This window comes from Paenibacillus sp. FSL M7-0896, from assembly GCF_037975415.1.
GTDB lineage: Bacteria > Bacillota > Bacilli > Paenibacillales > Paenibacillaceae > Paenibacillus_AQ > Paenibacillus_AQ silagei.
In genome coordinates, this window is record NZ_CP150250.1 from 6,126,176 (window position 1) to 6,151,109 (window position 24,934).

General features: G+C 51.9%; 21 protein-coding genes and 3 rRNA genes. 2 read left to right on the forward strand and 22 right to left on the reverse strand.

Annotation, left to right across the window (positions count from 1 at the left end; all coding sequences use genetic code 11):
* Window positions 1-21: 21 nt before the first annotated feature.
* The 9 genes from MKY12_RS26360 to MKY12_RS26400 form a co-directional block, all read right to left on the reverse strand.
* Window positions 22-1,395 carry a HAMP domain-containing sensor histidine kinase gene (locus tag MKY12_RS26360; RefSeq protein WP_339311542.1) on the reverse strand — a complete coding sequence of 458 codons (1,374 nt, stop codon included), beginning with the start codon at window positions 1,393-1,395 and terminating at the stop codon, window positions 22-24.
* Window positions 1,396-1,397: 2 nt separating this feature from the next.
* Window positions 1,398-2,057: a response regulator transcription factor gene (locus tag MKY12_RS26365; protein ID WP_339311543.1), complete on the reverse strand. Its 660-nt coding sequence runs from the start codon at window positions 2,055-2,057 to the stop codon at window positions 1,398-1,400.
* Window positions 2,058-2,254: 197 nt separating this feature from the next.
* Complete coding sequence (locus tag MKY12_RS26370; protein ID WP_339311545.1) at window positions 2,255-3,352, reverse strand: hypothetical protein; 1,098 nt, start codon at window positions 3,350-3,352, stop codon at window positions 2,255-2,257.
* 527 nt (window positions 3,353-3,879) lie between these two features.
* Window positions 3,880-3,996: ribosomal RNA gene (gene rrf, locus MKY12_RS26375) — 5S ribosomal RNA — on the reverse strand.
* 146 nt (window positions 3,997-4,142) lie between these two features.
* Window positions 4,143-7,069: ribosomal RNA gene (locus tag MKY12_RS26380) — 23S ribosomal RNA — on the reverse strand.
* Between the two features lie 299 nt (window positions 7,070-7,368).
* A 16S ribosomal RNA gene (locus MKY12_RS26385) occupies window positions 7,369-8,929 on the reverse strand.
* Together the 16S, 23S and 5S rRNA genes form the textbook arrangement of a ribosomal RNA operon.
* A 194-nt stretch (window positions 8,930-9,123) precedes the next feature.
* The gene (locus tag MKY12_RS26390) at window positions 9,124-10,008 is read right to left on the reverse strand and encodes a hypothetical protein (protein WP_339251075.1); all 885 of its coding nucleotides are present in this window, start codon (window positions 10,006-10,008) and stop codon (window positions 9,124-9,126) included.
* A 156-nt stretch (window positions 10,009-10,164) separates the two neighbouring features.
* Window positions 10,165-10,935 carry a class III extradiol ring-cleavage dioxygenase gene (locus MKY12_RS26395; protein ID WP_339251077.1) on the reverse strand — a complete coding sequence of 257 codons (771 nt, stop codon included), beginning with the start codon at window positions 10,933-10,935 and terminating at the stop codon, window positions 10,165-10,167.
* A 6-nt stretch (window positions 10,936-10,941) separates the two neighbouring features.
* Window positions 10,942-11,601 (reverse strand): alpha/beta hydrolase-fold protein, encoded by a 660-nt coding sequence (locus tag MKY12_RS26400; RefSeq protein WP_339251079.1) that lies wholly within the window; start codon window positions 11,599-11,601, stop codon window positions 10,942-10,944.
* A 160-nt stretch (window positions 11,602-11,761) separates the two neighbouring features.
* Between MKY12_RS26400 and MKY12_RS26405 the strand changes: the two genes are divergently transcribed.
* On the forward strand, window positions 11,762-12,313 hold the full coding sequence (locus MKY12_RS26405; protein WP_339251081.1) for a helix-turn-helix domain-containing protein: 552 nt from the start codon (window positions 11,762-11,764) through the stop codon (window positions 12,311-12,313).
* 50 nt (window positions 12,314-12,363) lie between these two features.
* On the opposite strand, the gene MKY12_RS26410 is transcribed toward MKY12_RS26405, so the two are convergent.
* The 3 genes from MKY12_RS26410 to MKY12_RS26420 form a co-directional block, all read right to left on the reverse strand.
* Window positions 12,364-13,092 (reverse strand): peptidase E, encoded by a 729-nt coding sequence (locus MKY12_RS26410; RefSeq protein ID WP_339251083.1) that lies wholly within the window; start codon window positions 13,090-13,092, stop codon window positions 12,364-12,366.
* A 105-nt stretch (window positions 13,093-13,197) separates the two neighbouring features.
* The gene (locus MKY12_RS26415; RefSeq protein WP_339251085.1) at window positions 13,198-14,004 is read right to left on the reverse strand and encodes an RNA methyltransferase; all 807 of its coding nucleotides are present in this window, start codon (window positions 14,002-14,004) and stop codon (window positions 13,198-13,200) included.
* Between the two features lie 31 nt (window positions 14,005-14,035).
* Entirely contained in the window at window positions 14,036-14,695 is a 660-nt protein-coding gene (locus MKY12_RS26420) for a TrkA family potassium uptake protein (RefSeq protein ID WP_036700269.1), read from the reverse strand.
* 194 nt (window positions 14,696-14,889) lie between these two features.
* Between MKY12_RS26420 and MKY12_RS26425 the strand changes: the two genes are divergently transcribed.
* Entirely contained in the window at window positions 14,890-15,126 is a 237-nt protein-coding gene (locus tag MKY12_RS26425) for a small acid-soluble spore protein SspI (RefSeq protein ID WP_036700271.1), read from the forward strand.
* Window positions 15,127-15,248: 122 nt separating this feature from the next.
* Here the strand turns inward: MKY12_RS26425 and MKY12_RS26430 are convergent, their stop codons facing one another.
* From MKY12_RS26430 to MKY12_RS26475, 10 genes are all read right to left on the reverse strand, one after another.
* Window positions 15,249-16,835: a peptide chain release factor 3 gene (locus MKY12_RS26430; RefSeq protein WP_076082003.1), complete on the reverse strand. Its 1,587-nt coding sequence runs from the start codon at window positions 16,833-16,835 to the stop codon at window positions 15,249-15,251.
* Between the two features lie 343 nt (window positions 16,836-17,178).
* Entirely contained in the window at window positions 17,179-18,729 is a 1,551-nt protein-coding gene (gene zwf, locus MKY12_RS26435) for a glucose-6-phosphate dehydrogenase (RefSeq protein ID WP_036731156.1), read from the reverse strand.
* A 209-nt stretch (window positions 18,730-18,938) separates the two neighbouring features.
* Window positions 18,939-19,742, reverse strand: a complete 804-nt coding sequence (locus MKY12_RS26440) for a hypothetical protein (protein WP_339311547.1) — start codon at window positions 19,740-19,742, stop codon at window positions 18,939-18,941.
* A 146-nt stretch (window positions 19,743-19,888) separates the two neighbouring features.
* The gene (locus MKY12_RS26445; RefSeq protein WP_036731152.1) at window positions 19,889-20,548 is read right to left on the reverse strand and encodes a response regulator transcription factor; all 660 of its coding nucleotides are present in this window, start codon (window positions 20,546-20,548) and stop codon (window positions 19,889-19,891) included.
* A 15-nt stretch (window positions 20,549-20,563) separates the two neighbouring features.
* Window positions 20,564-21,598: a sensor histidine kinase gene (locus tag MKY12_RS26450; protein ID WP_036731150.1), complete on the reverse strand. Its 1,035-nt coding sequence runs from the start codon at window positions 21,596-21,598 to the stop codon at window positions 20,564-20,566.
* Between the two features lie 39 nt (window positions 21,599-21,637).
* A complete protein-coding gene (gene liaF, locus MKY12_RS26455) occupies window positions 21,638-22,285 on the reverse strand; it encodes a cell wall-active antibiotics response protein LiaF (protein WP_209878920.1) in 648 nt (215 codons plus the stop codon).
* A gap of 197 nt (window positions 22,286-22,482) precedes the next feature.
* Window positions 22,483-23,190, reverse strand: a complete 708-nt coding sequence (locus MKY12_RS26460) for a PspA/IM30 family protein (RefSeq protein ID WP_339251092.1) — start codon at window positions 23,188-23,190, stop codon at window positions 22,483-22,485.
* Window positions 23,191-23,193: 3 nt separating this feature from the next.
* Window positions 23,194-23,673: a PspC domain-containing protein gene (locus MKY12_RS26465; RefSeq protein ID WP_036731142.1), complete on the reverse strand. Its 480-nt coding sequence runs from the start codon at window positions 23,671-23,673 to the stop codon at window positions 23,194-23,196.
* A gap of 4 nt (window positions 23,674-23,677) precedes the next feature.
* Window positions 23,678-24,355, reverse strand: a complete 678-nt coding sequence (locus MKY12_RS26470; RefSeq protein WP_036731140.1) for a PspA/IM30 family protein — start codon at window positions 24,353-24,355, stop codon at window positions 23,678-23,680.
* 47 nt (window positions 24,356-24,402) lie between these two features.
* A complete protein-coding gene (locus MKY12_RS26475) occupies window positions 24,403-24,705 on the reverse strand; it encodes a hypothetical protein (RefSeq protein ID WP_036731138.1) in 303 nt (100 codons plus the stop codon).
* Between the last annotated feature and the right edge of the window lie 229 nt (window positions 24,706-24,934).

The following is a 24,934-nucleotide window of genomic DNA, read 5'->3' on the forward strand; positions in this document are numbered from 1 at the left end:
TTATGGAGTTGTAAAATAGCTTCACAAAGTGGAGCTTAAAAAAAGCCGGATGCTCGTCCCCTCACCAGGAGCAGATTGCAGCTCAACTCTGCCCTGATGCGCTTCGGCAATCTGGCGGCATAGAGATAGACCCAGACCTGCGTTGCCATAGGCCCGTGAACGGGATTGGTCTACACGGTAGAACGGCTCAAATGCCCGCCTGCTCTGTTCTTCTGTCATTCCACTCCCGCTGTCCTGTACTTCAAGTACCCCTTCTCCGTCCTGCTGATAGGCCAGCAAGCGGATTGTGCTGCCTGGCGGGGACGCAGGAATGGCATTCTCAATCAGATTCACCAGAAAAGCTGCCAGCAGATCCGCATCTCCCCATACGGCAGGAATGGTGCTATCCAGCTCCAGCCGTAATCCGTTATCTGTTACCCTCTGCTGCTCGGTCTGGGCCACTGTGTCGAACAGCGAAGCCACATCTACCTCTGCCAACACCAGCGGCTGATGCCGCAGAACGGACAGATCCAACAGTTTAAAAGCTAGATTCTTCAACCTCACCGTCTCGCTGAGAATATAGCGCCCCGCTTTGACCTGATCCTCCTGATCTATGTTAGCCGTGGTCAGCAGCTCCGCAAATCCCTGCATACTGGTTAGCGGTGTCCGCAGCTCATGGGCTAGATTATCGACCATCCGCTGTTTATCCTCAGCCATGCCTGCGAGATCGCTCATCCGCTGCTCGATCACAGTAGCCATCTTGTTAAAGTTGAAGGCAAGCTCCCCGAATTCATCCCTGCTGTTCAGCTCCACACGCTTGGAATAGTCGCCTTCGGCAATCGTCTTCGTCGTCTCCGATAACAGCTTGAGCGGCTTGGTCAGATGCCGGATCAGAAGGTAGAGCAGCACCACAAGAAGCGGTCCTACAATCCAGTTAATCATCACAAAAAAACGGTTAAGCTCCTCCTGCTGAGCGTACAGCCCGCTGATATCGCGCTTGTATACCAGCTCCAAATGTTGATAGGGAGCAGGGAGCGGCATCGCTAACGTCATGATATGTTCTTCCTGTGCTGCACGCGTCTCCTCCTGACCGGGACTCACCCCGTCCTCAATGGGATACAGCAGCCGACCATTCTCACGTAGTTCCAATCCTATTCCCTGTTTGCGGTAATGCTGACCATAAGATTGAGTCACGCTTACCAGCAGTTCAGGGTTGAGCGACATCCCTCTGAACCGATTGGATTCCAGATTCTCATATATACTGTTTGTAATCAGCAGTTGCTCGCTGGCCGCGCGTTTACGCTCACTAGCCATGTTCAGCTGCCAGCTTTTTTTCAACACCATCACGACACTCACATCAAGGGCCGCTATAAACAGCACCAGGACAGCAAGAAGAATCTTATGCCAGAACCGCATGGCTAGACCTGAACTTCCAGCCGGTAGCCCAGCTTGAACACGGTTTTAATCCGTTCTTCCCAGCCCAGCTTTTTGCGCAGCTGCCTTATATGTACATCCACGGTACGGGTATCACCGGCATAATCATAGCCCCAAGCCAGCTCCAGCAGCTTCTCTCTGGAAAGAGCAATATTCCGGTTACGGATCAGCACTTCAAGCAGCTCGAATTCTCTGGCCGTCAGATCCACCAGCAGCTGTTCCACCCACACCTGACGTTCCTTGAACCGGACTTCAACCCCTTCACATACAAAAGCAGAGGCGGCCTGCTCATTCCTCCGCAGCACAACATTAATCCGGGCCAGCAGCTCCAGAATCTCAAAAGGCTTAATAATATAATCATCCGCCCCCAGCTCGAAGCCCCTGATCCGGTCAGAGAGTGCACCCCGGGCCGTAATCAGAATGACCGGAATCTTAAGCGGAGCAATCTGCTGCATCACCCCGAACCCGTCCAGACCGGGAAGCATGACATCCAGCAGGACGAGATCCGCCCGTTCCTTCTCCAGCAATTCCGCAACCTCTGAGCCGGTATAGGCTTTGGCATACGTATGTCCCACCAGCTTAAGATTCATCGTTATTAAATCATTAATCGCCTGTTCATCCTCAACAACAAGTATATGAGCCATCTGTCGAATATCCTCCTAACTCTGTAGCCACAAATACCCTTTCATAGGTAACCTAATCTTAATCATACCAGATTCCAAAGCATCCATAACCTATAAGCCGAACCGGACCTTACACACCCGCCCGCCAAAACATCCCGACGAATCAAGAACTGCTTGATCGTCAGGACTAGTTTGTTCATTGAACATAAGCTTCCCGCTTATTTCCCCTTATCCGCTGGCTCATAAATGAGGCAACGCAACATCATACTCGGATAGCGAAATTCCGCATTATATTTGCTGCCGTCTTCTAATAACACATCTACCGCAACCATTCCACGTTTGTTGTTCACTTCAGTATCGGTCAGATAGGTCTTTACGATCTTCCTTTGCTCTCCTTGCTTGTCCTTAACAATCCGTATAGCTTCCTTGATCCAGCTAGGATCCTTTTGGACTGACTGAGCCGCAGCCTCATCAATAGGAGTTCTTATCGCTGCCAAATTAACTGCTGTCGTATCCACTACCACTCCGGTTTCTGGATCAATCCACACATTGTATGTCCAGACCTCCTGCCCTTGCCCCCGCATGGTGCGCTCCTTGTAGGGAGAGAAATACACCCACCATTGTGAAGAGAAGCCATATTCCGCTTTTCTCAGATTAGTTGCCATTTGCATCTTAGACACATCGGCATCGTAGAGCTTCCGCACACTTTCAACCGCACGCATGATGAATTTAGATTCGCTGTACTTTTGAGGAAGAACAGATTTTTCCGGAAAGCGTAGAGAGGCTGCAGACGCCTGGCGATAGTTCCAGTCTATAAGCTGCAGCAGTTCTTCATCGGTCCAAGTTCTATCTGGAACGTAGAGCGTATTGGTCTTTAGATCCAGATATAAATCTCCTTGTCCCGCCTCGAAGGGCAGGGGCTTCTGAGGCCGAAGGCCATCATACTCATACTGATCTTCCAGCACCCATTGACGCTTAGTTCGAAGGTTAAGCTCAGATTCGGTTTGATCCTGGCCGCCAACTACCGTGGGCTCAGGTGCTTTACTCAGAGAATCATAAATTTGCTCCATTAGCTCCTTGTTCATATTCTTCCGCAGGTAATCATCGACAGTAGATACTGGCACGGGTGCCGCTACTTTCAATACAGGAACTGTACTCTCCGGCAGTGTCAGTCTGAGATCATTCTGTGCTGCTGCGCTGCCTTTGGTGACAAGAGCAGAGTTCACTAAGTTTGGGACGACAACAGCACTGATGGCGAATAACCCTCCTGCACATAACAGGACTGCTATAGAAGTAGACCACTTCTTCTTATTCAACGGGATAACCTCCACAGGAGTATAGTATTTTCTCTACCATTACCCTACTCTCAACATGTTATAAAGTAGAGTGACAGTTGTTATGGAGTTGTAAAAAGAGACCCTCGCCCGGAATAGAACAAACTCACCCTGCGGGTGAAAAATGCTGGTACCTCAACGCCTTCTGGTAGAATACATCCAGCCCATAGGCTATTTTCTCTCTCATCGGCCGCTTGTAAGGAGCAGCAATATTGCACTTTTTACAAGAATTCTTTAAAAAAGTTACGGGCTACGCTACATTGTTGCATTATTTGCACAAATTTCGGTGGTTAGAGCAAGTTAGCGCTGAATTTGTTGCATTTCGTGCAGGATTTCAGCATAGACCGCTTCTACGGGGCAGCATTGTTGCACTTCTTGCAGGATTTCTTTATAAATGTTACTGGCTGTGAAGCATGGGACCCATCCCTCGGCGCAGCAGCACCTATTGTGTTCAGATTTCCTAAAAAAACAAAAAGACCACTGTCGATTTCTCAACAGTGGTCATGTGTGCTTGGCAACGTCCTACTCTCCCAGGACCCTTCGGTCCAAGTACCATCGGCGCTGGAGGGCTTAACGGTCGTGTTCGGGATGGGTACGTGTGGAACCCCTCCGCTATCGCCACCAAACGGGCATTTGAATATCAAATGCTATTATTCAGGTCTCAGCATCGCCAAATGCTGAAAACAAATCTTCTTTACAGAGCTACTTGAGCTCCATAAATTACAATTTGATTCCTGAAAACTGAATCCGAAACGAATCTGCGAATTATTTTTTGGATAAGCCCTCGACCGATTAGTATTGGTCAGCTCCATGCATTGCTGCACTTCCACCTCCAACCTATCTACCTCGTCGTCTTCAAGGGGTCTTACATGTTGGGAAATCTCATCTTGAGGGGGGCTTCACGCTTAGATGCTTTCAGCGCTTATCCCGTCCGTACGTAGCTACTCAGCCATGCTCCTGGCGGAACAACTGATGCACCAGCGGTACGTCCATCCCGGTCCTCTCGTACTAAGGACAGCTCCTCTCAAATTTCCTGCGCCCACGACAGATAGGGACCGAACTGTCTCACGACGTTCTGAACCCAGCTCGCGTACCGCTTTAATGGGCGAACAGCCCAACCCTTGGGACCTACTTCAGCCCCAGGATGCGATGAGCCGACATCGAGGTGCCAAACCTCCCCGTCGATGTGGACTCTTGGGGGAGATAAGCCTGTTATCCCCAGGGTAGCTTTTATCCGTTGAGCGATGGCCCTTCCATGCGGTACCACCGGATCACTAAGTCCGACTTTCGTCCCTGCTCGACTTGTAGGTCTCGCAGTCAAGCTCCCTTATGCCTTTGCACTCTGCGAATGATTTCCAACCATTCTGAGGGAACCTTTGAACGCCTCCGTTACTCTTTAGGAGGCGACCGCCCCAGTCAAACTGCCCGCCTGACACGGTCCCCGTACCCGATGAGGGCACTAGGTTAGAACCTAGATACGATCAGGGTGGTATCCCAACGGCGCCTCCGCAGAAGCTTGCGCTCCTGCCTCCACGGCTCCCACCTATCCTGTACAGATCGTACCCAAATTCAATATCAAGCTGCAGTAAAGCTCCATGGGGTCTTTCCGTCTTGTCGCGGGTAACCTGCATCTTCACAGGTATTAAAATTTCACCGGATCTCTCGTTGAGACAGCGCCCAAGTCGTTACGCCATTCGTGCGGGTCAGAATTTACCTGACAAGGAATTTCGCTACCTTAGGACCGTTATAGTTACGGCCGCCGTTTACTGGGGCTTCGGTTCACAGCTTCGGATTGCTCCTAACCGCTCCCCTTAACCTTCCAGCACCGGGCAGGCGTCAGCCCGTATACTTCGCCTTGCGGCTTCGCACAGACCTGTGTTTTTGCTAAACAGTCGCTTGGGCCTTTTCACTGCGGCCCCCTCGGGCTATTCACCCTACCGAGGCACCCCTTCTCCCGAAGTTACGGGGTCATTTTGCCGAGTTCCTTAACGAGAGTTCTTCCGCGCGCCTTAGAATTCTCTTCTCGCCTACCTGTGTCGGTTTGCGGTACGGGCACCTTCTCCTGGCTAGAGGCTTTTCTTGGCAGTGTGAGATCATGACCTTCGCTACTATAATTTTCGCTCCCCATCACAGCCCAGCCTTAACGATGTGCGGATTTGCCTGCACACCAGCCTCACTGCTTAGACGGACATCCATCAGTCCGCGTCACTACCCTCCTGCGTCACCCCATCGCTCATAGCGGATTACGGTGGTACAGTAATTTCAAACTGTTGTCCTTCGACTACGCCTGTCGGCCTCGCCTTAGGTCCCGACTTACCCTGAGCGGACGAGCCTTCCTCAGGAAACCTTGGGCTTTCGGCGGATCAGATTCTCACTGATCTTTTCGTTACTCATACCGGCATTCTCACTTGTATGCTGTCCAGCGCTCCTTACGGTACACCTTCAACCCACATACAACGCTCCCCTACCCCAGATGCAAAGCATCTAGCCATAGCTTCGGTGGTGTGTTTAGCCCCGTTACATTTTCGGCGCAGAGTCACTCGACCAGTGAGCTATTACGCACTCTTTCAATGGTGGCTGCTTCTAAGCCAACATCCTGGTTGTCTGTGCAACTCCACATCCTTTCCCACTTAACACACACTTGGGGACCTTAGCTGATGGTCTGGGCTGTTTCCCTTTTGACAATGGATCTTAGCACTCACTGTCTGACTCCCGGCAAGAAGTAAATGGCATTCGGAGTTTGACTGAGCTTGGTAACCCTTGCGGGCCCCGCACCCAATCAGTGCTCTACCTCCACCACTCCATTCACCGAGGCTAGCCCTAAAGCTATTTCGGGGAGAACCAGCTATCTCCGAGTTCGATTGGAATTTCTCCGCTACCCCCACCTCATCCCCGCATTTTTCAACATGCGTGGGTTCGGGCCTCCAGTGCGTGTTACCGCACCTTCACCCTGGACAGGGGTAGATCACACGGTTTCGGGTCTACGTCCACATACTCAGTCGCCCTATTCAGACTCGCTTTCGCTGCGGCTCCGGCTTCTCACCTTAACCTTGCATGTTAAACGTAACTCGCCGGTTCATTCTACAAAAGGCACGCCATCACCCATAAAGAGGGCTCTGACTTTTTGTAAGCACACGGTTTCAGGTTCTATTTCACTCCCCTTCCGGGGTGCTTTTCACCTTTCCCTCACGGTACTGTTTCACTATCGGTCGCCAGGTAGTATTTAGCCTTAGCAGATGGTCCTGCTGGATTCATACGGGGTTTCACGTGCCCCGCACTACTCGGGATCCGTCTCGGAGGGAACACAGTTTAGGCTACAGGGCTTTTACCTCTATCGCGGGCCTTTCCAGACCTCTTCGCCTACCCTATTCCTTTGTAACTCCATGTGAGACGTCCCACAACCCCAAGAGGCAAGCCTCTTGGTTTAGGCTGTTCCGCGTTCGCTCGCCGCTACTGACGGAATCACTATTGTTTTCTCTTCCTCAGGGTACTTAGATGTTTCAGTTCCCCTGGTCTGCCTCTGCATTTCCTATGTATTCAGAAATGAGTAACTGCGAATTACCACAGCTGGGTTTCCCCATTCGGACACCCCCGGATCAAAGCTTGCTTACAGCTCCCCGAGGCAGTTTCGTTGTTCGCCACGTCCTTCGTCGGCTCCTGGCGCCTAGGCATCCTCCGTGTGCTCTTAGTAGCTTAACCAATGCGTTTTCCCTAAGGAAAATCGCTAGTATCGCCATTAATATGAAACTTGTTTACACAAGTTCAGCTTAAAGGAATGTTCTAAAACGCAAATTCGTTTCGGTATCCAGTTTTCAAGGATCAAGTTGCTGTTATTACGGGACAATCACGGCTGTGATGTTCGGAATAACAGACAGTGTTACTTGAGAGCTTAAACTCTCAAAACTGACCAACGAGTGAGTATTCGAACCCAAGGGTTCTATTGTGGAAGCGAAGCTTCCGATTTGAATGTCTTCATTGCAGAAGACGATTCTCCATAGAAAGGAGGTGATCCAGCCGCACCTTCCGATACGGCTACCTTGTTACGACTTCACCCCAATCATCTACCCCACCTTCGGCGGCTGGCTCCCTTGCGGGTTACCCCACCGACTTCGGGTGTTGTAAACTCTCGTGGTGTGACGGGCGGTGTGTACAAGACCCGGGAACGTATTCACCGCGGCATGCTGATCCGCGATTACTAGCAATTCCGACTTCATGCAGGCGAGTTGCAGCCTGCAATCCGAACTGAGACCGGCTTTGCTGGGATTGGCTCCACCTCGCGGCTTCGCTTCCCGTTGTACCGGCCATTGTAGTACGTGTGTAGCCCAGGTCATAAGGGGCATGATGATTTGACGTCATCCCCACCTTCCTCCGGTTTGTCACCGGCAGTCACTCTAGAGTGCCCAGCTCAACCTGCTGGCAACTAAAGTCAAGGGTTGCGCTCGTTGCGGGACTTAACCCAACATCTCACGACACGAGCTGACGACAACCATGCACCACCTGTCTCAACTTTCCCCGAAGGGCACCTGATGCATCTCTGCTTCGTTAGTTGGATGTCAAGACCTGGTAAGGTTCTTCGCGTTGCTTCGAATTAAACCACATACTCCACTGCTTGTGCGGGTCCCCGTCAATTCCTTTGAGTTTCAGTCTTGCGACCGTACTCCCCAGGCGGAGTGCTTACTGTGTTAACTTCGGCACCAAGGGTATCGAAACCCCTAACACCTAGCACTCATCGTTTACGGCGTGGACTACCAGGGTATCTAATCCTGTTTGCTCCCCACGCTTTCGCGCCTCAGCGTCAGTTACAGCCCAGAAAGTCGCCTTCGCCACTGGTGTTCCTCCACATATCTACGCATTTCACCGCTACACGTGGAATTCCACTTTCCTCTTCTGTACTCAAGTCACCCAGTTTCCAGTGCGACCTCAGGTTGAGCCCAAGGTTTAAACACCAGACTTAAATAACCGCCTGCGCGCGCTTTACGCCCAATAATTCCGGACAACGCTTGCCCCCTACGTATTACCGCGGCTGCTGGCACGTAGTTAGCCGGGGCTTTCTTCTCAGGTACCGTCACTCCGGCAGCAGTTACTCTACCGGACGTTCTTCCCTGGCAACAGAGCTTTACGATCCGAAAACCTTCATCACTCACGCGGCATTGCTCCGTCAGGCTTGCGCCCATTGCGGAAGATTCCCTACTGCTGCCTCCCGTAGGAGTCTGGGCCGTGTCTCAGTCCCAGTGTGGCCGTTCACCCTCTCAGGTCGGCTACGCATCGTCGCCTTGGTGGGCCGTTACCCCACCAACTAGCTAATGCGCCGCAGGCCCATCCCCAAGCAGCAGATTGCTCCGCCTTTCATTCTTCTCTCAGGAGAAAAAAGAAATTATCCGGTATTAGCTACCGTTTCCGGTAGTTATCCCAGGCTTGAGGGCAGGTTGCCTACGTGTTACTCACCCGTCCGCCGCTAAGTCTGAAAGGAAGCAAGCTTCCTTTCAAACTCCGCTCGACTTGCATGTATTAGGCATGCCGCCAGCGTTCGTCCTGAGCCAGGATCAAACTCTCCAAATTGGTATTTAGAAAGAGCGATTGCTCATTTTGAAACATCTGACGAGAATTTACATTCTCATTTTCGGATCTCGCCGAAGCGATCTCCGATACTCACTCGTTGTTCAGTTTTCAAAGATCAAGCTCGTTGTCAGTGTCGATCAGCTCGTCACCAGCAACTTTTATAATATAACATGGATCAGACAACTATGCAACTATTATTTCAAAAGTTCTTGCTGAAGCAATACCATCAGCTCTTCCGCAGTATCCCAAACCAGAGGACGTATCTCCTGAAGATGGATCCTTAATGTATCTGCCTCATCGCTTCTGACTGTCCAGATTACCGGAATATTCAGTCCAAGCGCATAGCCCGCTGCCAGATACACCTCAGATGACTGGCCTGTGAGGTCCGCAATAACCAGCTTACTGTCCGCCACAGGCTCCAGCGAATTCGCAGCTTCGTTCTTGCTGGCAAGCAAACGGGGGAAATAGCCCAACTGCTCGATTTTGGCCCACAGCTTGTCCTGCCACTCCGCCTGCAGCTTCTCATCATCCGGCAGAAGAACGGTGCATTGCTGTAAGGTCCGGCCTCCTGAGGCAGCCACTGCTTCCTCCCACCCCAGGGAGGTCAATGTGAAGTTCATGCCTTCCCGGACTAACAGATTCTCACCTTGCAGCCTGTCAATAATATAGACCAGCTCCTGCAGATTGGGAGAGTATGTCAGATTGTAGCTGCGGGACAGGGGATGAATCACTACGGGCTCCCCGGGGCCACTACAATGCCTATATATATACAGCAACAGCCGGGCTCCTTTATCCTCAGCCGTTACCGGAATACCCGGGGCATTCACAATATCCTCCAGATCGCCGAACGCAAGGATCACCTTCTCGCCACAATCCGTCTTTTCGCGGATATAACCTGAGATCAGATGCAGCATGTCCCGCTTCTGTTGGAACGAGAGCGCAAGAATTGATTCATAGCTGTCTCTAAGCAGGCCGTAGCTTCCGCCAGGAGAGCAGGAGCAGTCGATATACTGATCGTACTCACCGTCTGCTGTAATGCGGACAATCTGATCGCAGAATGCACAATGTTTCTTTTGCATAATTATCACCTCTTCAGAATAGCAGTCCCCCTACCTTACCAAGAATGTATTGAAAAGTGGACCGGAAATTCCTTCCTCCCCGACAGCTTGGCATGCCTGATTTCGGAATTATGCCAAGGAGATTGCCGAAGCGGAGCATGCGGAGTTCACCACATTTTAATTAAACTGCCAGCAGCTCAAGCTTAGATTGCCATACTGATAACTCCGGTGAAGCAGCTGCGCATTACGCCCCGGGTCTCCCGCTCCCATAGCGATGAACAGCGGAATAAAGTGCTCACTCGTTGGGACCGCCATCTCTGCATAGGGAGCAAGCTCATCATATTGGAACAGCGCTTCTGTATCCCATGCTTCCACCTTCTCCTGAATCCAGCGATCGAACTGCTCAGCCCAACCGTTGACCTCATCCGAATTCCAGTTCAACCTCCGCAGATTATGAACGGTTCCCCCGCTGGCGATGATAAGCACATCCTGTTCACGCAGCGCCGCCAGCGCCTTGCCGATCTCATACTGCTGCGCATTAGGCAAATCACGATTCACAGACATCGCCACAACCGGAATATCCGCCTCCGGGTAGAGGAGCTTCAGCACAGCCCATGCGCCGTGGTCGAGTCCTCTGGTCTCATTCCGTACACTCTCAATCCCGTGCGCAGTAAATAAATTCTGGATTTGATCCGCAAGCGCCCGGTCACTCTTTGCCGGATACGTCATCTGGTACAGCTCATCCTGGAATCCGCCAAAGTCATAAATGGTATCATACGTTGCCGCCGCGCCCACGGACTGCACGGGTTCCTCCCAATGCGCTGAGAAGAGAACGATAGCTTTCGGTTTGGGCATATGGTCCTTGAACTCTTTTAACAGCTTGGTGTAGGTATTATCTTCAAGAACGATAGATGGAGCTCCGTGTGCAAAAAAATAGGAAGGCATCATAGTCAATCACTCCTTATTAATGGTTAATCCGGCATCCTGCTTGAGCCATTGCAAGAAATCACGCTGGTTCTCTTCAGTTACGCCATGGTCGGACGGATAGAGTTTGAAGGTCAACCGTTCGGTTTGCCCCTCCAGATAGGCGGCAGTCTCATGTCCAATGCGCACCGGGAACACCGAATCGTATTCACCATGTGAAGCGAAGACAGACACGTTCTTAAGGCTGCGGAGGTTATACTCCATTTTCACAAATTCAGGAATATATCCATTCAGTGCTACAATCCCCTTCAGCTGATCTCCCATCGTAAGCGCAAGCGTCATAGACAGAATGGCCCCTTGGCTGAAGCCGAGCAAATAACGTTTGTCCGGATCGATCGGATACTGCTGCGTTGCATAGTGAATGAAGGTCTCAAGATCGCTGACAGCTTGGTCAAACATCTCGCGGATAGGGTTGCCCAGGCTTTTCAAATCATAATATTGATACCCCATACCCAGTGGCAGATTCCCGCGAACCCCGATAATAATGAACTCCTTAGCCAGCGGGGCCACCAGACCGAACATATTGCGCTCATCAGAGCCTTTGCCGTGAAAAGTAAAGATCACCGGGTATTTCCTGCCCTGCTCCAGCCCATCCGGTAGGTGAACATCATATGAATACTTAGGATTCATCTTATTTTCCTCCATAACTGAAGATTATCACTTGAATATTAGTTATAATAATATATTTTCTATATGAGTAATTTATCGCAATGCACATTGACTTGTCAACAATAAAATTGTTAATATGAAAATAAGTTTAGTATTACAAATATTATAGAGGTGTGATCCTATGGATATCGGCGCTACAATACGGGCAATCCGCAAGCGGAAAAATATCACCATCGCGCAAATCTGCTACACTACCGGCCTCTCCCAAGGCTTCATGAGCCAGGTCGAAACCAATAAGACATCACCTTCCATCGCTACACTGGAGAATATCGCCCAGGCTCTGAAGGTCCCTCTTGCTTATTTGCTGCTCAAAAAAGAAGAACGCATGCAGATTGTCCGCAAGGATGAACGGAGAATCACCACCAGCGGCGCAGCCGAGCTAAAGGTCGAACACCTCAGCTCCACCCAGAACGTCCGGATGTCAATCGTCGAGTTCCCTCCCGGTGCCATGATTGGAGATGCCCCCCATGCACATGAAGGACAGGAGGTTCATGTTGTCATTAAAGGAACCATCTATGCACAGCAAGGGGAAGATGGAGCTGAATTTACTGAGGGTGATTCCTTTAGCTGGAATGCCTGCACCCCCCATTCCGTCAAAAATACGGGAGAGGACACCGCGATTGTGCTAATCTCCATCTACACTGAAAGCGAAAACGGACAGGATGTCCTCTGAACATTCAAAAGCCCGTACTCTGGCCGGATAGGCAGAGTGCGGGCTTTTATTCACATATTCGCTATCTCATTATATTCAGCATGCTTCTCAATCTCCGTCACGATCATCTGCTGATTAATCTCTTGAATCTTATAGGCCTTGGCCTGTTCTCTGGAAGAGATCACTTTATACCCATCATCTTTATAAATAATGGCACAGTGATTCTCAATGGCTATGCCTGTTGTATCCATTCCCTTAACCATCTCCAAGAAATCTGCCTCGCGGTTGTCTTCATTATAATGAGGACAGTGAATTCCTGGTAAGATCCCCATCGCCTTCAATTTGATATAGATCCATTTCCCTTCATTATCGAACGCCTCTGAGTCACTATGACCGTATTCGTACCAGCAGATCGAACCCGCACTCATTCCTGACAGCACAACCCCCGAGTCGTACGCTTGCTTCAGCAAAATATCCACACCATGCTCCCGCCAGATGTCCAGCATCTTTCTCGTATTACCGCCACCCACATAGATTAAATCGGCGGATAAGATCATGTTTTCGATCTCTTCTGGTGCATATGTATTCTTCGTCAGTAGTAAATGCTGGACCTCACACCCTAAGCGGTCACCGTACACTAATTGAAAAGAGTCACAATACCCTTCCGCATCCATACTGGCTGTAGGAATGAACAACGCTTTGGGATTCTTTTTGTTCGTTAGATCTACAATCGTTTGATCGATTGCCAAAGTCTCCAATTCGCTAATCTCTCCTCCGCCAATCGCCACAATAATCCCCATCTTCATCACTCCTATTTATAATATTGAAGCAAAAAAAGAATACAAAAAAGTCCCGGATGCATTACGTCTTATTCAGACACACCGGGACTGACTTTGTTGTGAAAGTTATATAGGTTGGTTAAGATAATTCCCCCGCTGCCGCATCCCCTCAAACAGCAGGATCGTTGCGGCCATCGCGGCGTTCAGTGATTCGGCGCGGCCGGCCATCGGGATGAGGATGCTTTTGTCGACTAGACGGGCTGTCTCAGGTGAGATGCCTTGGCCTTCGCTGCCGATCAACAGCCACTGGCTGCCGTGAAAATCATGGGTGTAGCAAGAATCCTCCGCCGTCAGCGAGGTGCTGACCAGCAGCGCGCCGCGCTCCCGCGCCTGCGGCAGAATCGTGCCGAGCTCCCCCTCCACTACCGGGAGATGGAACATTGAGCCCATCGTAGACCGGATGGTCTTCGGATTGAAGAGGTCGGCGCAGCCTTGGCCGAGAATCACGCCGTCAGCACCGGCCGCATCCGCGCTGCGGATGATGGTGCCCACATTGCCGGGGTCCTGGACCCCGTCCAGCACCACAACCAGGCTGTCCTGCTTCGCCAGAATGGCCTCTATCCCCTTCTGCTCCTTCCGCACAATGGCGAACACCGGCTGCGGGGTGCCCGTGCTGCTGCACTTGGCAACCACCGCTGCCGACACGCCGATGACCTCCATACCCTGCACCGCCTGAAGCAGCGGCTTCAATTCAGACGGCATTCCTTTATCGAGGTCAAAGGCCAGGCATTCCACATCCGCTTCCGCCTGCAGCGCCTCCTGCACCAAATGAATGCCTTCTACGATATATTTACCGGACTTGTCGCGGTGCTTCTTCTCCTGCAGTCCGGCCCATTCCTTCACCCGCGTGTTCTGCGGCGACATAATTTCCATAGGGTCCTACCTTTCTGATGCTTACAGATTCCTATTGATAAGCCATTTCCAGCTTCGTCAGGTTATCCTTCCGTCCGACAATGACAAGGACATCACCATCGGTCAGGCGGTCCTCCGCTCTGGGGGATATATTCATTTCCTCGCCCTGACGGATCGCCATAACATTGCACCCATATTTGGCGCGTATGTCAAGCTCCTGCAGGTTCTTGCCCAGCATCGGTCCTGAGACCTTCATGTCGAGAATGCTGTACTCCGGTGACAGCTCGATGTAATCGAGGATGTTCGGAGAAGCGAGATGATGCGCCACCCGCATCCCCATGTCCCGCTCCGGGTAGATCACCTTATCTGCTCCGATTTTACCCAGCACCTTGCCGTGCAGCTCACTTTTGGCTTTGGCGATAATGGCAGGTACGCCCAGATCCTTCAAGATCAGCGTTGTCAGAATGCTGGCCTGAATATCCTCCCCGATGGCGACTACCACCACATCGAAGTTACGGATGCCAAGCGCACGCAGCGCCTCTTCATCCGTGGAGTCTGCAGATACGGCATGGGTCACAATATTGGAGATTTCCTGGGTGCGCTGTTCATCCGCATCAATGGCCAGCACCTCATAGCCCATCCCGCTGAGCGCCTTGGCCACACTTGAGCCGAAGCGGCCCATGCCGATGATCGCATACTGTTTTTTTGCCATTAAGCCTTGTCCCTCCCGCCCATATAATACATCTCACACAGTATAGCATAAGCCGTTATAAACTTGAATGTTCAGCGCTCCCGCAGGGCACCTTATAAGAAGGCTGCTTACCTGTCTAAGCCCCTGCTTTCGAAGTCAGTTTTGCGATGCTGATTCAGGAAGCAGATGCTCACAAAACTTTAAGGAGGCCGATTATGCCAGTCACCCTTGATTTGCGCCAGGCCATCATTCACAAGGTGCACGGCCAGTCCGAAGAAGGTCTGCGGGAGGTTATTGAGAATTCCGTGGACGGGCCGGAAGCCGCGCTTCCCGGACTGGGTGTCGTCTTTGAGATGATCTGGAAGGACCTCGACCCTGCGAAGCAGGACCGGGTTCTCTCTATGCTGCACAGACATCTGGACAAGCTTACCCCAGGGTCCATCACCTCCTAGAGGAGGCCCATCCCGTCAAAAACCTCCGCACCCCACCGTGCTGCTGCACAGGTGGAGCCGGAGGTTTTTTATAGCCTAATTGTACATATGCTTAACTGTTCATCTTACTTCTATTACACCCATCAAGGTGCAGTCTCCAGGAACTTCGCGGTCGGATTCTTCTCCATCGCGGTCCGCATAGCGTATTCGTTCTCGAACAGCACTACGTAATTACCCTTTTTGTCCGTAACCAAAGTGGAGTTGATCCGGAACTTGCTGGCATCCGGCTTGTTCTCATCCACGATCCAGCGTGCGAACTGGTAGCTCATGCGCTGAAGCTGCACGTCCACGCCATACTCACCCTTCATGCGGTATTCGAACACCTCGAACTGCAGCTGTCCGACTACACCCAGCAGAATATCGTCGAAGTTGACGGTACGGAACACCTGGATCATACCCTCTTCGGTCAGCTGGTCGATCCCCTTCTGGAATTGCTTCGACTTCAGTGCATTCTTGATGGTGACTTTGGAGAAAATCTCCGGCGAGAAGGTCGGCAGCTCATCGAATTCGATATCTCCGGCCTGACTGAGCGTGTCGCCAATCCGGAAGATGCCCGGGTCGAACAGACCGATAATATCCCCCGGATACGCCTCTTCAACAATGTCCCGGTCCTGGGCAAGGAACTGCTGCGGCTGGGATAGCTTGATGTCTTTGCCGGCACGTACATGCTTCACACTCATCCCGCGCTCGAACTTGCCGGACACGATACGCAGGAAAGCGATACGGTCGCGGTGTGCGGGATTCATGTTCGCCTGAATTTTGAATACATAGCCAGTGAATTTCTCATTCGTCGGTTCTACAGCACCTGCTGTACTGCGGCGTGGTTCAGGCTTCGGCGCAAGCTCCAGGAAATTATCCAGGAACGTCTGCACACCGAAGTTGTTGATAGCACTGCCGAAGAATACCGGAGTAATCTCCCCGCGCAGCACCTTCTCATAGTCAAAAGGATCGCCCGCTACATCCAGCAGCTCCAGATCCGCGCATAGCTGATCATGCAGGTACTCCCCCGCCATCTCACGGATAATCGGGTCGCGGTAGCTCTCCACCTTCTGTACTTTAATTACGGAATGGTCATCGCCCTGGAACAGCTCAACCTGATTCTTCATCCGGTCATAGACGCCGCACAGCTCACGGCCCATCCCAATCGGCCAGTTCATCGGCACCGAGCGGATGCCCAGCACATTCTCCAGCTCCTCCATCAGATCAAACGGGCTGCGGCCTTCGCGGTCCAGCTTATTAATGAAGGTGAAGATCGGAATGCCGCGCTTCGCGCAGACCTGGAACAGCTTGATGGTCTGTGTCTCCACACCCTTGGCTACGTCGATCAGCATGACCGCGCTATCAGCCGCAGTGAGCGTACGATAGGTGTCTTCACTGAAATCCTGGTGACCCGGAGTATCCAGAATGTTCACCCGGTGGTCCAGGTAATCAAACTGCATCACAGAGGACGTAACCGAGATTCCGCGCTGCTTCTCAATTTCCATCCAGTCACTGGTGGCGTGCTTGCTTGCCTTACGGGCTTTGACTGTACCTGCCAGACGGATGGCACCTCCGAAGAGCAGCAGTTTCTCTGTCAGTGTAGTTTTACCCGCATCCGGGTGGGAAATAATCGCAAAGGTTCTGCGTTTGTCGACTTCACTCTGAAGCTTATGGTCCGTTGCTTTATTCATTGCACATATCCCTTCATCTATAAATTCATGCTTACTCCTGCCTCTATTACCGGATCAATCAAATCGGACTATTCATGGATTCAGATCCTTTCCTTAGAGAATCAACAGAGAATCAACGTCTATTTCTTGAACGTAACGTTTACCATGTATAGGATCATCTATAGCGCTAGGCTTAGAAATCTTTATGTTGAAAGCATCCTTCTCAGTATAGCAAAATCCGGCAGAGATTATCTACAAAAAAGCGCCTGTAGTGAAATATCTTGTAATATAAATTCACGATTCATCAAAAAGATCCCCCCGCAGGCGAGATGCAGGAGGATCTGTAACAGTTCTTCTTCAGGGACTAGCGGTTAACCTGCCAGACCACATTGTCTTCATCCTGGCCGTTGACCGGCCACCAGTGGAAGCCTTCTCCGGCAAGCAATTGGTCGGCTTCAACCGGGCCCCAGGAGCCCGCAGGATAGGAAGCCAAGTCGTTGCTCTCTTCCTTCCACGCCTTGGCAATCCGGTCCACGAAGGACCAGGCCGAGGACACTTCATCCCAGCGGGTGAAGTAGGTGGAATCGCCGCGTGCAGCATCATGCAACAGACGCTCATACGCCTCCGGCGAGTTGATGCCGATCATGCAGCTCTGGCAGAAATCCATGGCCAGCGGCTGAATCTCGGATTCCGAGCCCGGCTTCTTCGCATTGATCTTCACGTAGATGCCTTCCATCGGATTGACGCGGATGACGAGCAGGTTCGGCTCGAGCTTGTGCTTCTGGCCCAAGTAGACGTTGGTCGGCATTCCTTTGAATTCTACAACCACTTCGGTGGTCTTCACAGGCAGGCGTTTGCCGGTACGGATATAGAAAGGAACTCCAGCCCAGCGGAAGTTATCCACGAACACACGGGCTGCGAAATACGTCTCTGTATTCGATTCCGGGTCCACTTTGTCTTCCTGGCGGTAAGCCGGAAGCGTCTTGCCCTTGTAGAGACCTTGAGTGTATTGGCCGCGGACTACGTTCTCGCGAACTTCATCAGCGGTCGCATAAGGACGCAGCGAACGTAGAACCTTGACCTTCTCATCACGGATATCTTCAGCCAGCAGACGGCTAGGCGGTTCCATAGCGATCATCGTCAGCAGCTGCAAAATATGGTTCTGGCCCATATCGCGCAGCGCCCCCGCATGATCGTAATACCCGCCGCGTTCTTCCACGCCCACCGTCTCGCCGAGTGTAATCTGAATGTTGGCGATATGCTTGTTGTTCCACAATGGCTCAAAGAAGGCATTGGCGAACCGGATCACTTCAATATTCTGAACCATTTCCTTACCCAGGTAGTGGTCAATCCGGTAGATCTCCTCTTCCTTGAAGACCTGACGGATCTGTTCGTTCAGTTCCTCAGCGGATTCGAGATTATAGCCGAACGGCTTCTCGATGACCAGACGGTTCCAGCCTCTGGCCTGCAGCATCCCGCCTGCCTTGAGGTTGAAGGATACGCTGCCGAACAGCTCAGGCGCAAGCGCCAGATAGAACATACGGTTGCCCGGAATATGGAATTTCTCTTCCAGACGCTCCGTCTGCTCATTCAGCTCACGGAAGCCGTCAATATTATTGATGTCGAGTGACTTGTATTCAAAATGCTGTACGAACTCGTTCCATTCCGCAGCATCACCTGCCTGATAACGGCAGAACTCGCGGATGGATTCTTTCACATCTTCCCGGAACTCATCCTGGGTACGGGGACGCCGAGCCACGCCAATGACCGCAAAATCTTGGGTCAGCTTGCCTTCACGGTACAAACTGTAAATCGCCGGGAAAAGCTTACGCCGGGCCAGATCTCCGGTTGCACCGAAGATAAAGAATACAGCACCGGGTGTATGCAGTGCATCAAGGGTTTGATTTTCAGCCATGGCTCCTCATCTCTCTGTATGTAATATAGTTGACATTCATTCTCATCGCCTGGTATGAAACAACATACGACTATAGGCGTGATGTCATTTTATCATAATTGCACGGAGGATGCCATCACATTCCTGACAGTTTTTCTCGGGATTTCGCACTTTTCCATTACTCTTTCTTATGCCTTCACCGGATTACGCTTATATTACGTCATTTAACCTCAGTATTCGATTGTAATTAATGGCATTCCAAGGGTTATCCGGTTCTCGTCCGCGTTGACGTTCTTGTGAACTGCCAGCTGGAGGGCCAGGCTGTGGTTACCGCTGCTGACTGTGCGTTGAAGACCCGGCACACTATACGAATGACTGGAGGTGGAGATGTCGGCGTAACTCTCCTCTGCCCGAATACCGGGGAGCGGTACAGCCAGTAGCTGCTCCGTAGCAAGGAGTGCTGCCTGCGTTCCGCCCTGCTCCTTCGCAGGTGCCTGCAGCGAAGCATTCCATTCCGCAGCAATTCCCGCCTGCAGCATCGCCTCTCCGGCGGCCGCCGCTGCGGCCGGCAGCTCCGGGGAGCCCAGAAGATCCGCCGTCTCCAGCGTAACAATACAGTAGCTGCGCCCGCCGCCAAGCTCACTCCAGAACAGGGAGACCTGTGTACCTCCACTGAGCTGCGCGGCAGAACGCCAGGCCCGGTGCCCTTCCTCATCTGCGCTGCTCATTTCACCCAGCCCCAGCCGGGTGGCAAGGCTCTGTACGGCAGCTTCAGCAGCCTCTTCGCCGCTGTATTCCCCCTGCCATTTCAATACGAGCCGGAGCGGCGCGCCGGGAGCGGAGGCCTGTCCGCCCAGGGTGGTCAGCAGGGCAAGGGATTCCTGAAGCTCTACGGCAGCTGTAGAAGCATCAGCACTCTGTACACCGCTTCTTCCTGCGGGTTCCGCGCTTCGGAATCCGCTCAGGAGCATCAGCGCACATATCCCTGCCAGCACCAACACCAGTATCCCCTTACTCTGCCCTTTATTCCCCACTTCGCATCTCCCTCTCAACCGATCTAGTAATCTACTAGACAGGTTATCCAATTTCAGAGAAAGATATACGAACGCATGCAAAAACACTTCCAAGATCGTCCGGGCGGACTCGCTTGAAAGTGCTCCATGGCTTCCATAGACCGTGCTTACTCCGCCAGTCCATTCTTATATGCATAAATAGCCGCCTGAGTCCGGTCTTCAACCCCCAGCTTGGCAAGAACATTCGTGACATGGAATTTCACCGTCTTGATTCCGATAATTAATTGATCAGCAATATCCTGGTTGGATTTGCCCTGGGCTAACAGCTTCAGCACTTCCATCTCGCGTTCGGTAAGCTCTTTGTAAGCCGGTGCCTCTCCTCTTGCATTGGAACGGAACCGGTTCATCATCTTGGACGCCACCTGCGACTCCAGCACGGACTGGCCTCTGGCGGCTGCCCGGATCGCATCTGCAACTTCGCTGGCCCGTGAGGTCTTGAGCAGGTAACTGAAGGCTCCCGCTTCAATCACCGGATACATCTTCTCATCATCCAAATAACTGGTCAACACAATCACCTTGCAATCCGGGTACAGCTTCAGCAGCTGTCTAGTCGTCTCGATTCCGTCCATGCCGTCCATCACCAGATCCATCAGCACCACATCCGGCGTATACTCCTGGGCCAGACGGATGCCCTCCTCGCCGCTTCCCGCTTCGCCGACGACTTCAATGCCATCCTCGGTGCCAAGCACCGCAGCAAGTCCGATCCGGACCATCTCATGATCGTCTACAAGCAGGACCTTGATTGCATTATCTTCTTCTATCTCCATCGTTACACCTGCCCCCTATTCATTGACTACCGGTACGGTAATATCAATCCGCATGCCTTTGCCGGGAGCAGTGATGAACTGGATCGAGCCCCCGATCTCTGTAATCCGCTCCTGCATATTCGACAGACCGTAAGAGGTCTGCTTGCTGTCATCCATCTCGAACCCGATTCCATCATCGCGCAGCGTGAGCCGGACGGTATCACCCCGGCGGTGCAGGCGGATCTCCATCTTCTCCGCTTTGGCATGGCGGAGCGTATTGGAGATAGCCTCCTGCACAATACGGAACAAATGATTCTCCACGCCCTTCAGCAGCTCTACTCCCTGATCCATCTCGAACAGAATATCAATCGGCACCTTGATCTTCAGTTCTTTAATCAGCTCCTGCAGACCTTCTTCCAGCCCCTTACCTTCCAGGTACACCGGTCTCAGGTGCAGCAGCAGCGCCCTCATCTCGGACTGGGCTACTGCAGACATCTCCTCGATCAGCGCGATTTGCCGCTGTGCCTTGTCGAAGTCCTTCTCCAGCGTCCGGCCTACTGCCGTTGCCGTCATCGAGATGGCGAACAGCTGCTGCGATACCGCATCATGCAGCTCCCGTGCCAGCCGCTGCCGTTCCTCGATGATTGCCGTGACCCGGGCCTGCTCGGCAAGCTTCGCGTTATTGGTGGAGAGCCGTTGCAGCGTATTAACCTGATTCTCCCACTTGCCGCTGATCCGCCCGAGCTGTTCCCCGAGCCGCCCCAGCTCATCGTTGCCCAGGTCCGGCATAGCCGGGGTAAGATTGCCTTTCTCCCAGGCGACCAGGGTAGCCCGCAGTAATTCCAGCTTGCGCTTGCTGCGGAAGCCCTGATAGAAGCCGTACCCGATTCCGAAAGCCATCGGCAACAGAATCAGCGTCAATCCTGTCCTTATGCCAATCCGCCAATCCTCGAACGGCCGTAGTAGCCCATATGTATACATAATATATGTAATAACGAGCAGCATGAACAAAGAGAACAGAGCTCCCTCACCCATACTGCGCGTTACCATATTACTGCTTTTTTTGTCCATGCCGGGAGCTCTCCCTTCTCTCTTGGCCCTAACATACTCTTAGGGGAAGCGTATGTCCAGATCCCCCATCAGATAAGAAATGTTAAACTTCACTTTATGCTCGCAGCTGTCATAGTTAGGTGACTTCCAGTTCAGCCGGTTCAGCATCCCCGTATCGCGGTTACTGCCGGACTCAATCGAGCCGAACAGTACGAATGCCTCAATCTCCACTCCGTAATCCTCAGACAGCAGAATGTCCACATCGCCAAAAATCCCCTGATACAGCATAATCGTCTCCTGCTCTTCCGCCATGGCCAGTGAAAGATCCACATCCACCTCGCCCAGCACATGCCAGGCGCTCAGACTGCGCATCACCCACGGCGAGAGATCCCAGTCGAATCTGGAAGAAAAGCTTTGCTTCTGCACAAACCCCGCCTTGCGCTGCATTCTTTTCGATTTGACAAAGAACATCCCCAGCGAAAGCAGGCAGATGCCAAGCACCAGCAGCAAATGATCCAGCAACAGCAGGACTGCTCCGACTCCCATTAGCTTATAACCTTGCTTGACCTTGCCCGACGTCGTCTGGTAGATTCCCAGCAGCAGGAACAGGAGTGCGACAATGGAGAAGAAGCCGATCCATTTGCCAAATATCATCAAGCAGCCTACACCAATCAATCCGATGGCAATCAAACGGTTCCGTTTATCCATTTCCGCACCTCCTGCACAGCATATCAATTCTTATATTTGAAGCAAAACTGACCTCGTAAGCCTTAGCTGAAGTATCGCGAAGCTACATCTTCAACATACTGCATCCGCTACAAAAGCCATACCGGTATGGAGAATCCATACCGTATGGCTTTACCTTGATCAGCATATCATATCCGGCTGCTCTTTAGGAACAGGGATTATTGTTCTTTTTTATTCAAAGGAGGGGCTGCAGGAGTTGAGTTCAGCTTGTTCTTGAGTGCGGCAAGCTGCTCCTCCACTTTCAGTTCCTTCTCAGGATCTACCGGCTTAGCATATGCGGTTGCCGAAGGGCTATACGGAGCGCGCATCACATCTGCTTCCGCTTCGAGCTGCATGATCTTTTCTTCCATGCGGTGGAAACCAAGGGAGGCACTTCCGCTTTCGATGGAATGTACGTTGCTGATCTGGGACATTTGCTTCTTGGCCTTAGCCATCTGAGCGCGGGATACCAGTTCATTGCGTTTGTTGCGCATTTTGTAGAACTCATCCTTCATATCATGAAGCTGCTGCACCAGTTCCTTGGCCTGTACTTCAGCCTGTGCGTGAAGCTCGCCATACTCGGTAAACTTCTGGTCGAAGTAGATTTTCTCTTCCAGCAGCTTGCGGGTAACTTCCTCCTGCCCGTTCTTCAGCGCAAGCTCAGCCTGTGCAGCACGTTGTCCGGCAACCTTGGCAGCTTCGTCCACACGCTGTTTCATACGGCGTTCATTAGCCATCTGCTTCGCTACCGTTACTTCAGCCTCATGAATCTCAGCCTCCATATCGCGCAGATACTGATTCAGCATCACAATCGGGTCCTCTACCTTATCCAACATATCATTTACCGACGCCTTAGTCATATCTTTAATCCGTTTGAATACTCCCATAATTTACACTTCTCCCTTCTCGTATTTAGCAAGTTTTTGTTTGAGCTCTTCCACTTCTTTTTGCAGTGCCTTCTTCTCGATATCCTTCATCATGGCATCCAGGCCGGAATCAGGAGCCGCATGAGCGCCTGCCTTCTCATAACCGGGATTGTAGCCCGGCTGTCCGCCATAGGGGCCATATCCCTGAGGTCCTTGGTGCGGAGCCTGTGGTCCGCGGCCATATTCAGGTCCGCCGGAGTAGGGTCCGCCGTACGGGCCGCCCGGCCCACCCGGTCCGGGACCGAAGGGATTGTACTGGTTAGGCTCCTTGGCAATCACCATTGCTGCGATAAAGTATACGAGAATTGTAGCTCCACCGCTAAATGGAATACTGATCACCAGCAGAATCCGGAACAGTGTAGAGTCAATGCCGAGAGTCTCGGACAATCCGCCTGCCAGCCCAGTCATTACTTTGTCTCTTGTTGAACGATACAATCGGGTCATACTACTACTCCTTTCTGCCATCATTGTTCAGCTTCTCCTTTAGACGGGCCATTTCTCTTTCGAGTACGGTTGCCACGGTCTCTCCGGCCTGCACCGCATATTCCTGTCCCATCCGGCGCAAGTCGCTCAGGCTTTTGGCTTCTAGCTCCCAGTCGTTCATCTTGTCTTCCAGACGGCCGAACATTTTGGGAACATCTCCGCCGCCATAAGCACCGGCTCTTTGATTCATGCGCTGCTGCAGCCGCAGCGACTCCATCCGTGCTGCATAGAACTGGCGTTTGCTATATACCGTCTGATACTCCATTTTGAGCTCGTTCAGCTGGGATTCCAGTTCGAAAAGTGATTGCTGGCTCGTCTCCAGCAGCCCGCTGTATTGCTCCAGCTTTTCCTCGTGGATAATTTTCTCCTGCAATGCCAGCTTGGCCAGATGATCTTCGCCTGCCTTGAGTGCGAGGAGCGCCTGCTCTTCACGTTTGTTCCTCATGGCGGTGGCCTGATTCACCTGCTGCTGCAATTGCTTCGTATGAGAAGCGTACTGCTGGTACAGCCGTTCGGCCTCCCCGATCTCTTCACGGGTTGAATGTAGAAATTGATCAATCAGCTTCACCGGATCTTGGCTCTGCTCCAGTCGTTCATTCAAGTTGGCTACGGTGATGTCCCTCATTCTGCGAAAAACACTCATGATTTCCTGCTCCCTCCCTGCTTCTTAATAAGTATGGACTGTGTGTATTAGTATGTTCTGCTTTGTTTGCCCCTGAGTACCGAGATGCCCCACACTACCAGAGCAATACCCAGCAGCGGACCGATAATCCAGGAAAGCTTGGAGATCAGGGACATGACACCGATGAACAGCACCACCCAGCCGATAATCTTGCGGCCGCTCTTAATTCCGTAGTATCCGAGCACCACCAGCACTGCCGGGAACAGGATACCGAAAATTCCTGAAATCAAGTGAGGCAGAATGCCAAGCAGCATTACCGCTCCGATTACAATCAGCGCAATCGCAAGTCCGTTACCTTTGTTTCTTTGCATTTGTTATCACCGCCTTTCGCTGCTCTCTTTCTTATACCCTTATTCTAGGGCAATCCCGCATCTTTCAAAACAGACTGTGGACGGTTTTATGTACTGGACCTTAGTCGGGGATGGTTGCAGGACTGGGGGCGGCTATATATCCTGAAAGTTTAGCATGCTGAAGAGAAAAAAAGGCTTCAGCGATGTAAGCAACAGCTCATGGATGTACAAATATGTAATGAAGATCGCT

Coding starts and splice junctions, on each gene's coding strand:
- MKY12_RS26360 (WP_339311542.1), bottom strand. CDS start 1,395: ATGCGGTTCTGGCATAAGATTCTTCTTGCTGTCCTGGTGCTGTTTATA.
- MKY12_RS26365 (WP_339311543.1), bottom strand. CDS start 2,057: ATGGCTCATATACTTGTTGTTGAGGATGAACAGGCGATTAATGATTTA.
- MKY12_RS26390 (WP_339251075.1), bottom strand. CDS start 10,008: ATGCAAAAGAAACATTGTGCATTCTGCGATCAGATTGTCCGCATTACA.
- MKY12_RS26395 (WP_339251077.1), bottom strand. CDS start 10,935: ATGATGCCTTCCTATTTTTTTGCACACGGAGCTCCATCTATCGTTCTT.
- MKY12_RS26400 (WP_339251079.1), bottom strand. CDS start 11,601: ATGAATCCTAAGTATTCATATGATGTTCACCTACCGGATGGGCTGGAG.
- MKY12_RS26405 (WP_339251081.1), top strand. CDS start 11,762: ATGGATATCGGCGCTACAATACGGGCAATCCGCAAGCGGAAAAATATC.
- MKY12_RS26410 (WP_339251083.1), bottom strand. CDS start 13,092: ATGGGGATTATTGTGGCGATTGGCGGAGGAGAGATTAGCGAATTGGAG.
- MKY12_RS26415 (WP_339251085.1), bottom strand. CDS start 14,004: ATGGAAATTATGTCGCCGCAGAACACGCGGGTGAAGGAATGGGCCGGA.
- MKY12_RS26420 (WP_036700269.1), bottom strand. CDS start 14,695: ATGGCAAAAAAACAGTATGCGATCATCGGCATGGGCCGCTTCGGCTCA.
- MKY12_RS26425 (WP_036700271.1), top strand. CDS start 14,890: ATGCCAGTCACCCTTGATTTGCGCCAGGCCATCATTCACAAGGTGCAC.
- MKY12_RS26430 (WP_076082003.1), bottom strand. CDS start 16,835: ATGAATAAAGCAACGGACCATAAGCTTCAGAGTGAAGTCGACAAACGC.
- zwf (WP_036731156.1), bottom strand. CDS start 18,729: ATGGCTGAAAATCAAACCCTTGATGCACTGCATACACCCGGTGCTGTA.
- MKY12_RS26445 (WP_036731152.1), bottom strand. CDS start 20,548: ATGGAGATAGAAGAAGATAATGCAATCAAGGTCCTGCTTGTAGACGAT.
- MKY12_RS26450 (WP_036731150.1), bottom strand. CDS start 21,598: ATGGACAAAAAAAGCAGTAATATGGTAACGCGCAGTATGGGTGAGGGA.
- liaF (WP_209878920.1), bottom strand. CDS start 22,285: ATGGATAAACGGAACCGTTTGATTGCCATCGGATTGATTGGTGTAGGC.
- MKY12_RS26460 (WP_339251092.1), bottom strand. CDS start 23,190: ATGGGAGTATTCAAACGGATTAAAGATATGACTAAGGCGTCGGTAAAT.
- MKY12_RS26465 (WP_036731142.1), bottom strand. CDS start 23,673: ATGACCCGATTGTATCGTTCAACAAGAGACAAAGTAATGACTGGGCTG.
- MKY12_RS26470 (WP_036731140.1), bottom strand. CDS start 24,355: ATGAGTGTTTTTCGCAGAATGAGGGACATCACCGTAGCCAACTTGAAT.
- MKY12_RS26475 (WP_036731138.1), bottom strand. CDS start 24,705: ATGCAAAGAAACAAAGGTAACGGACTTGCGATTGCGCTGATTGTAATC.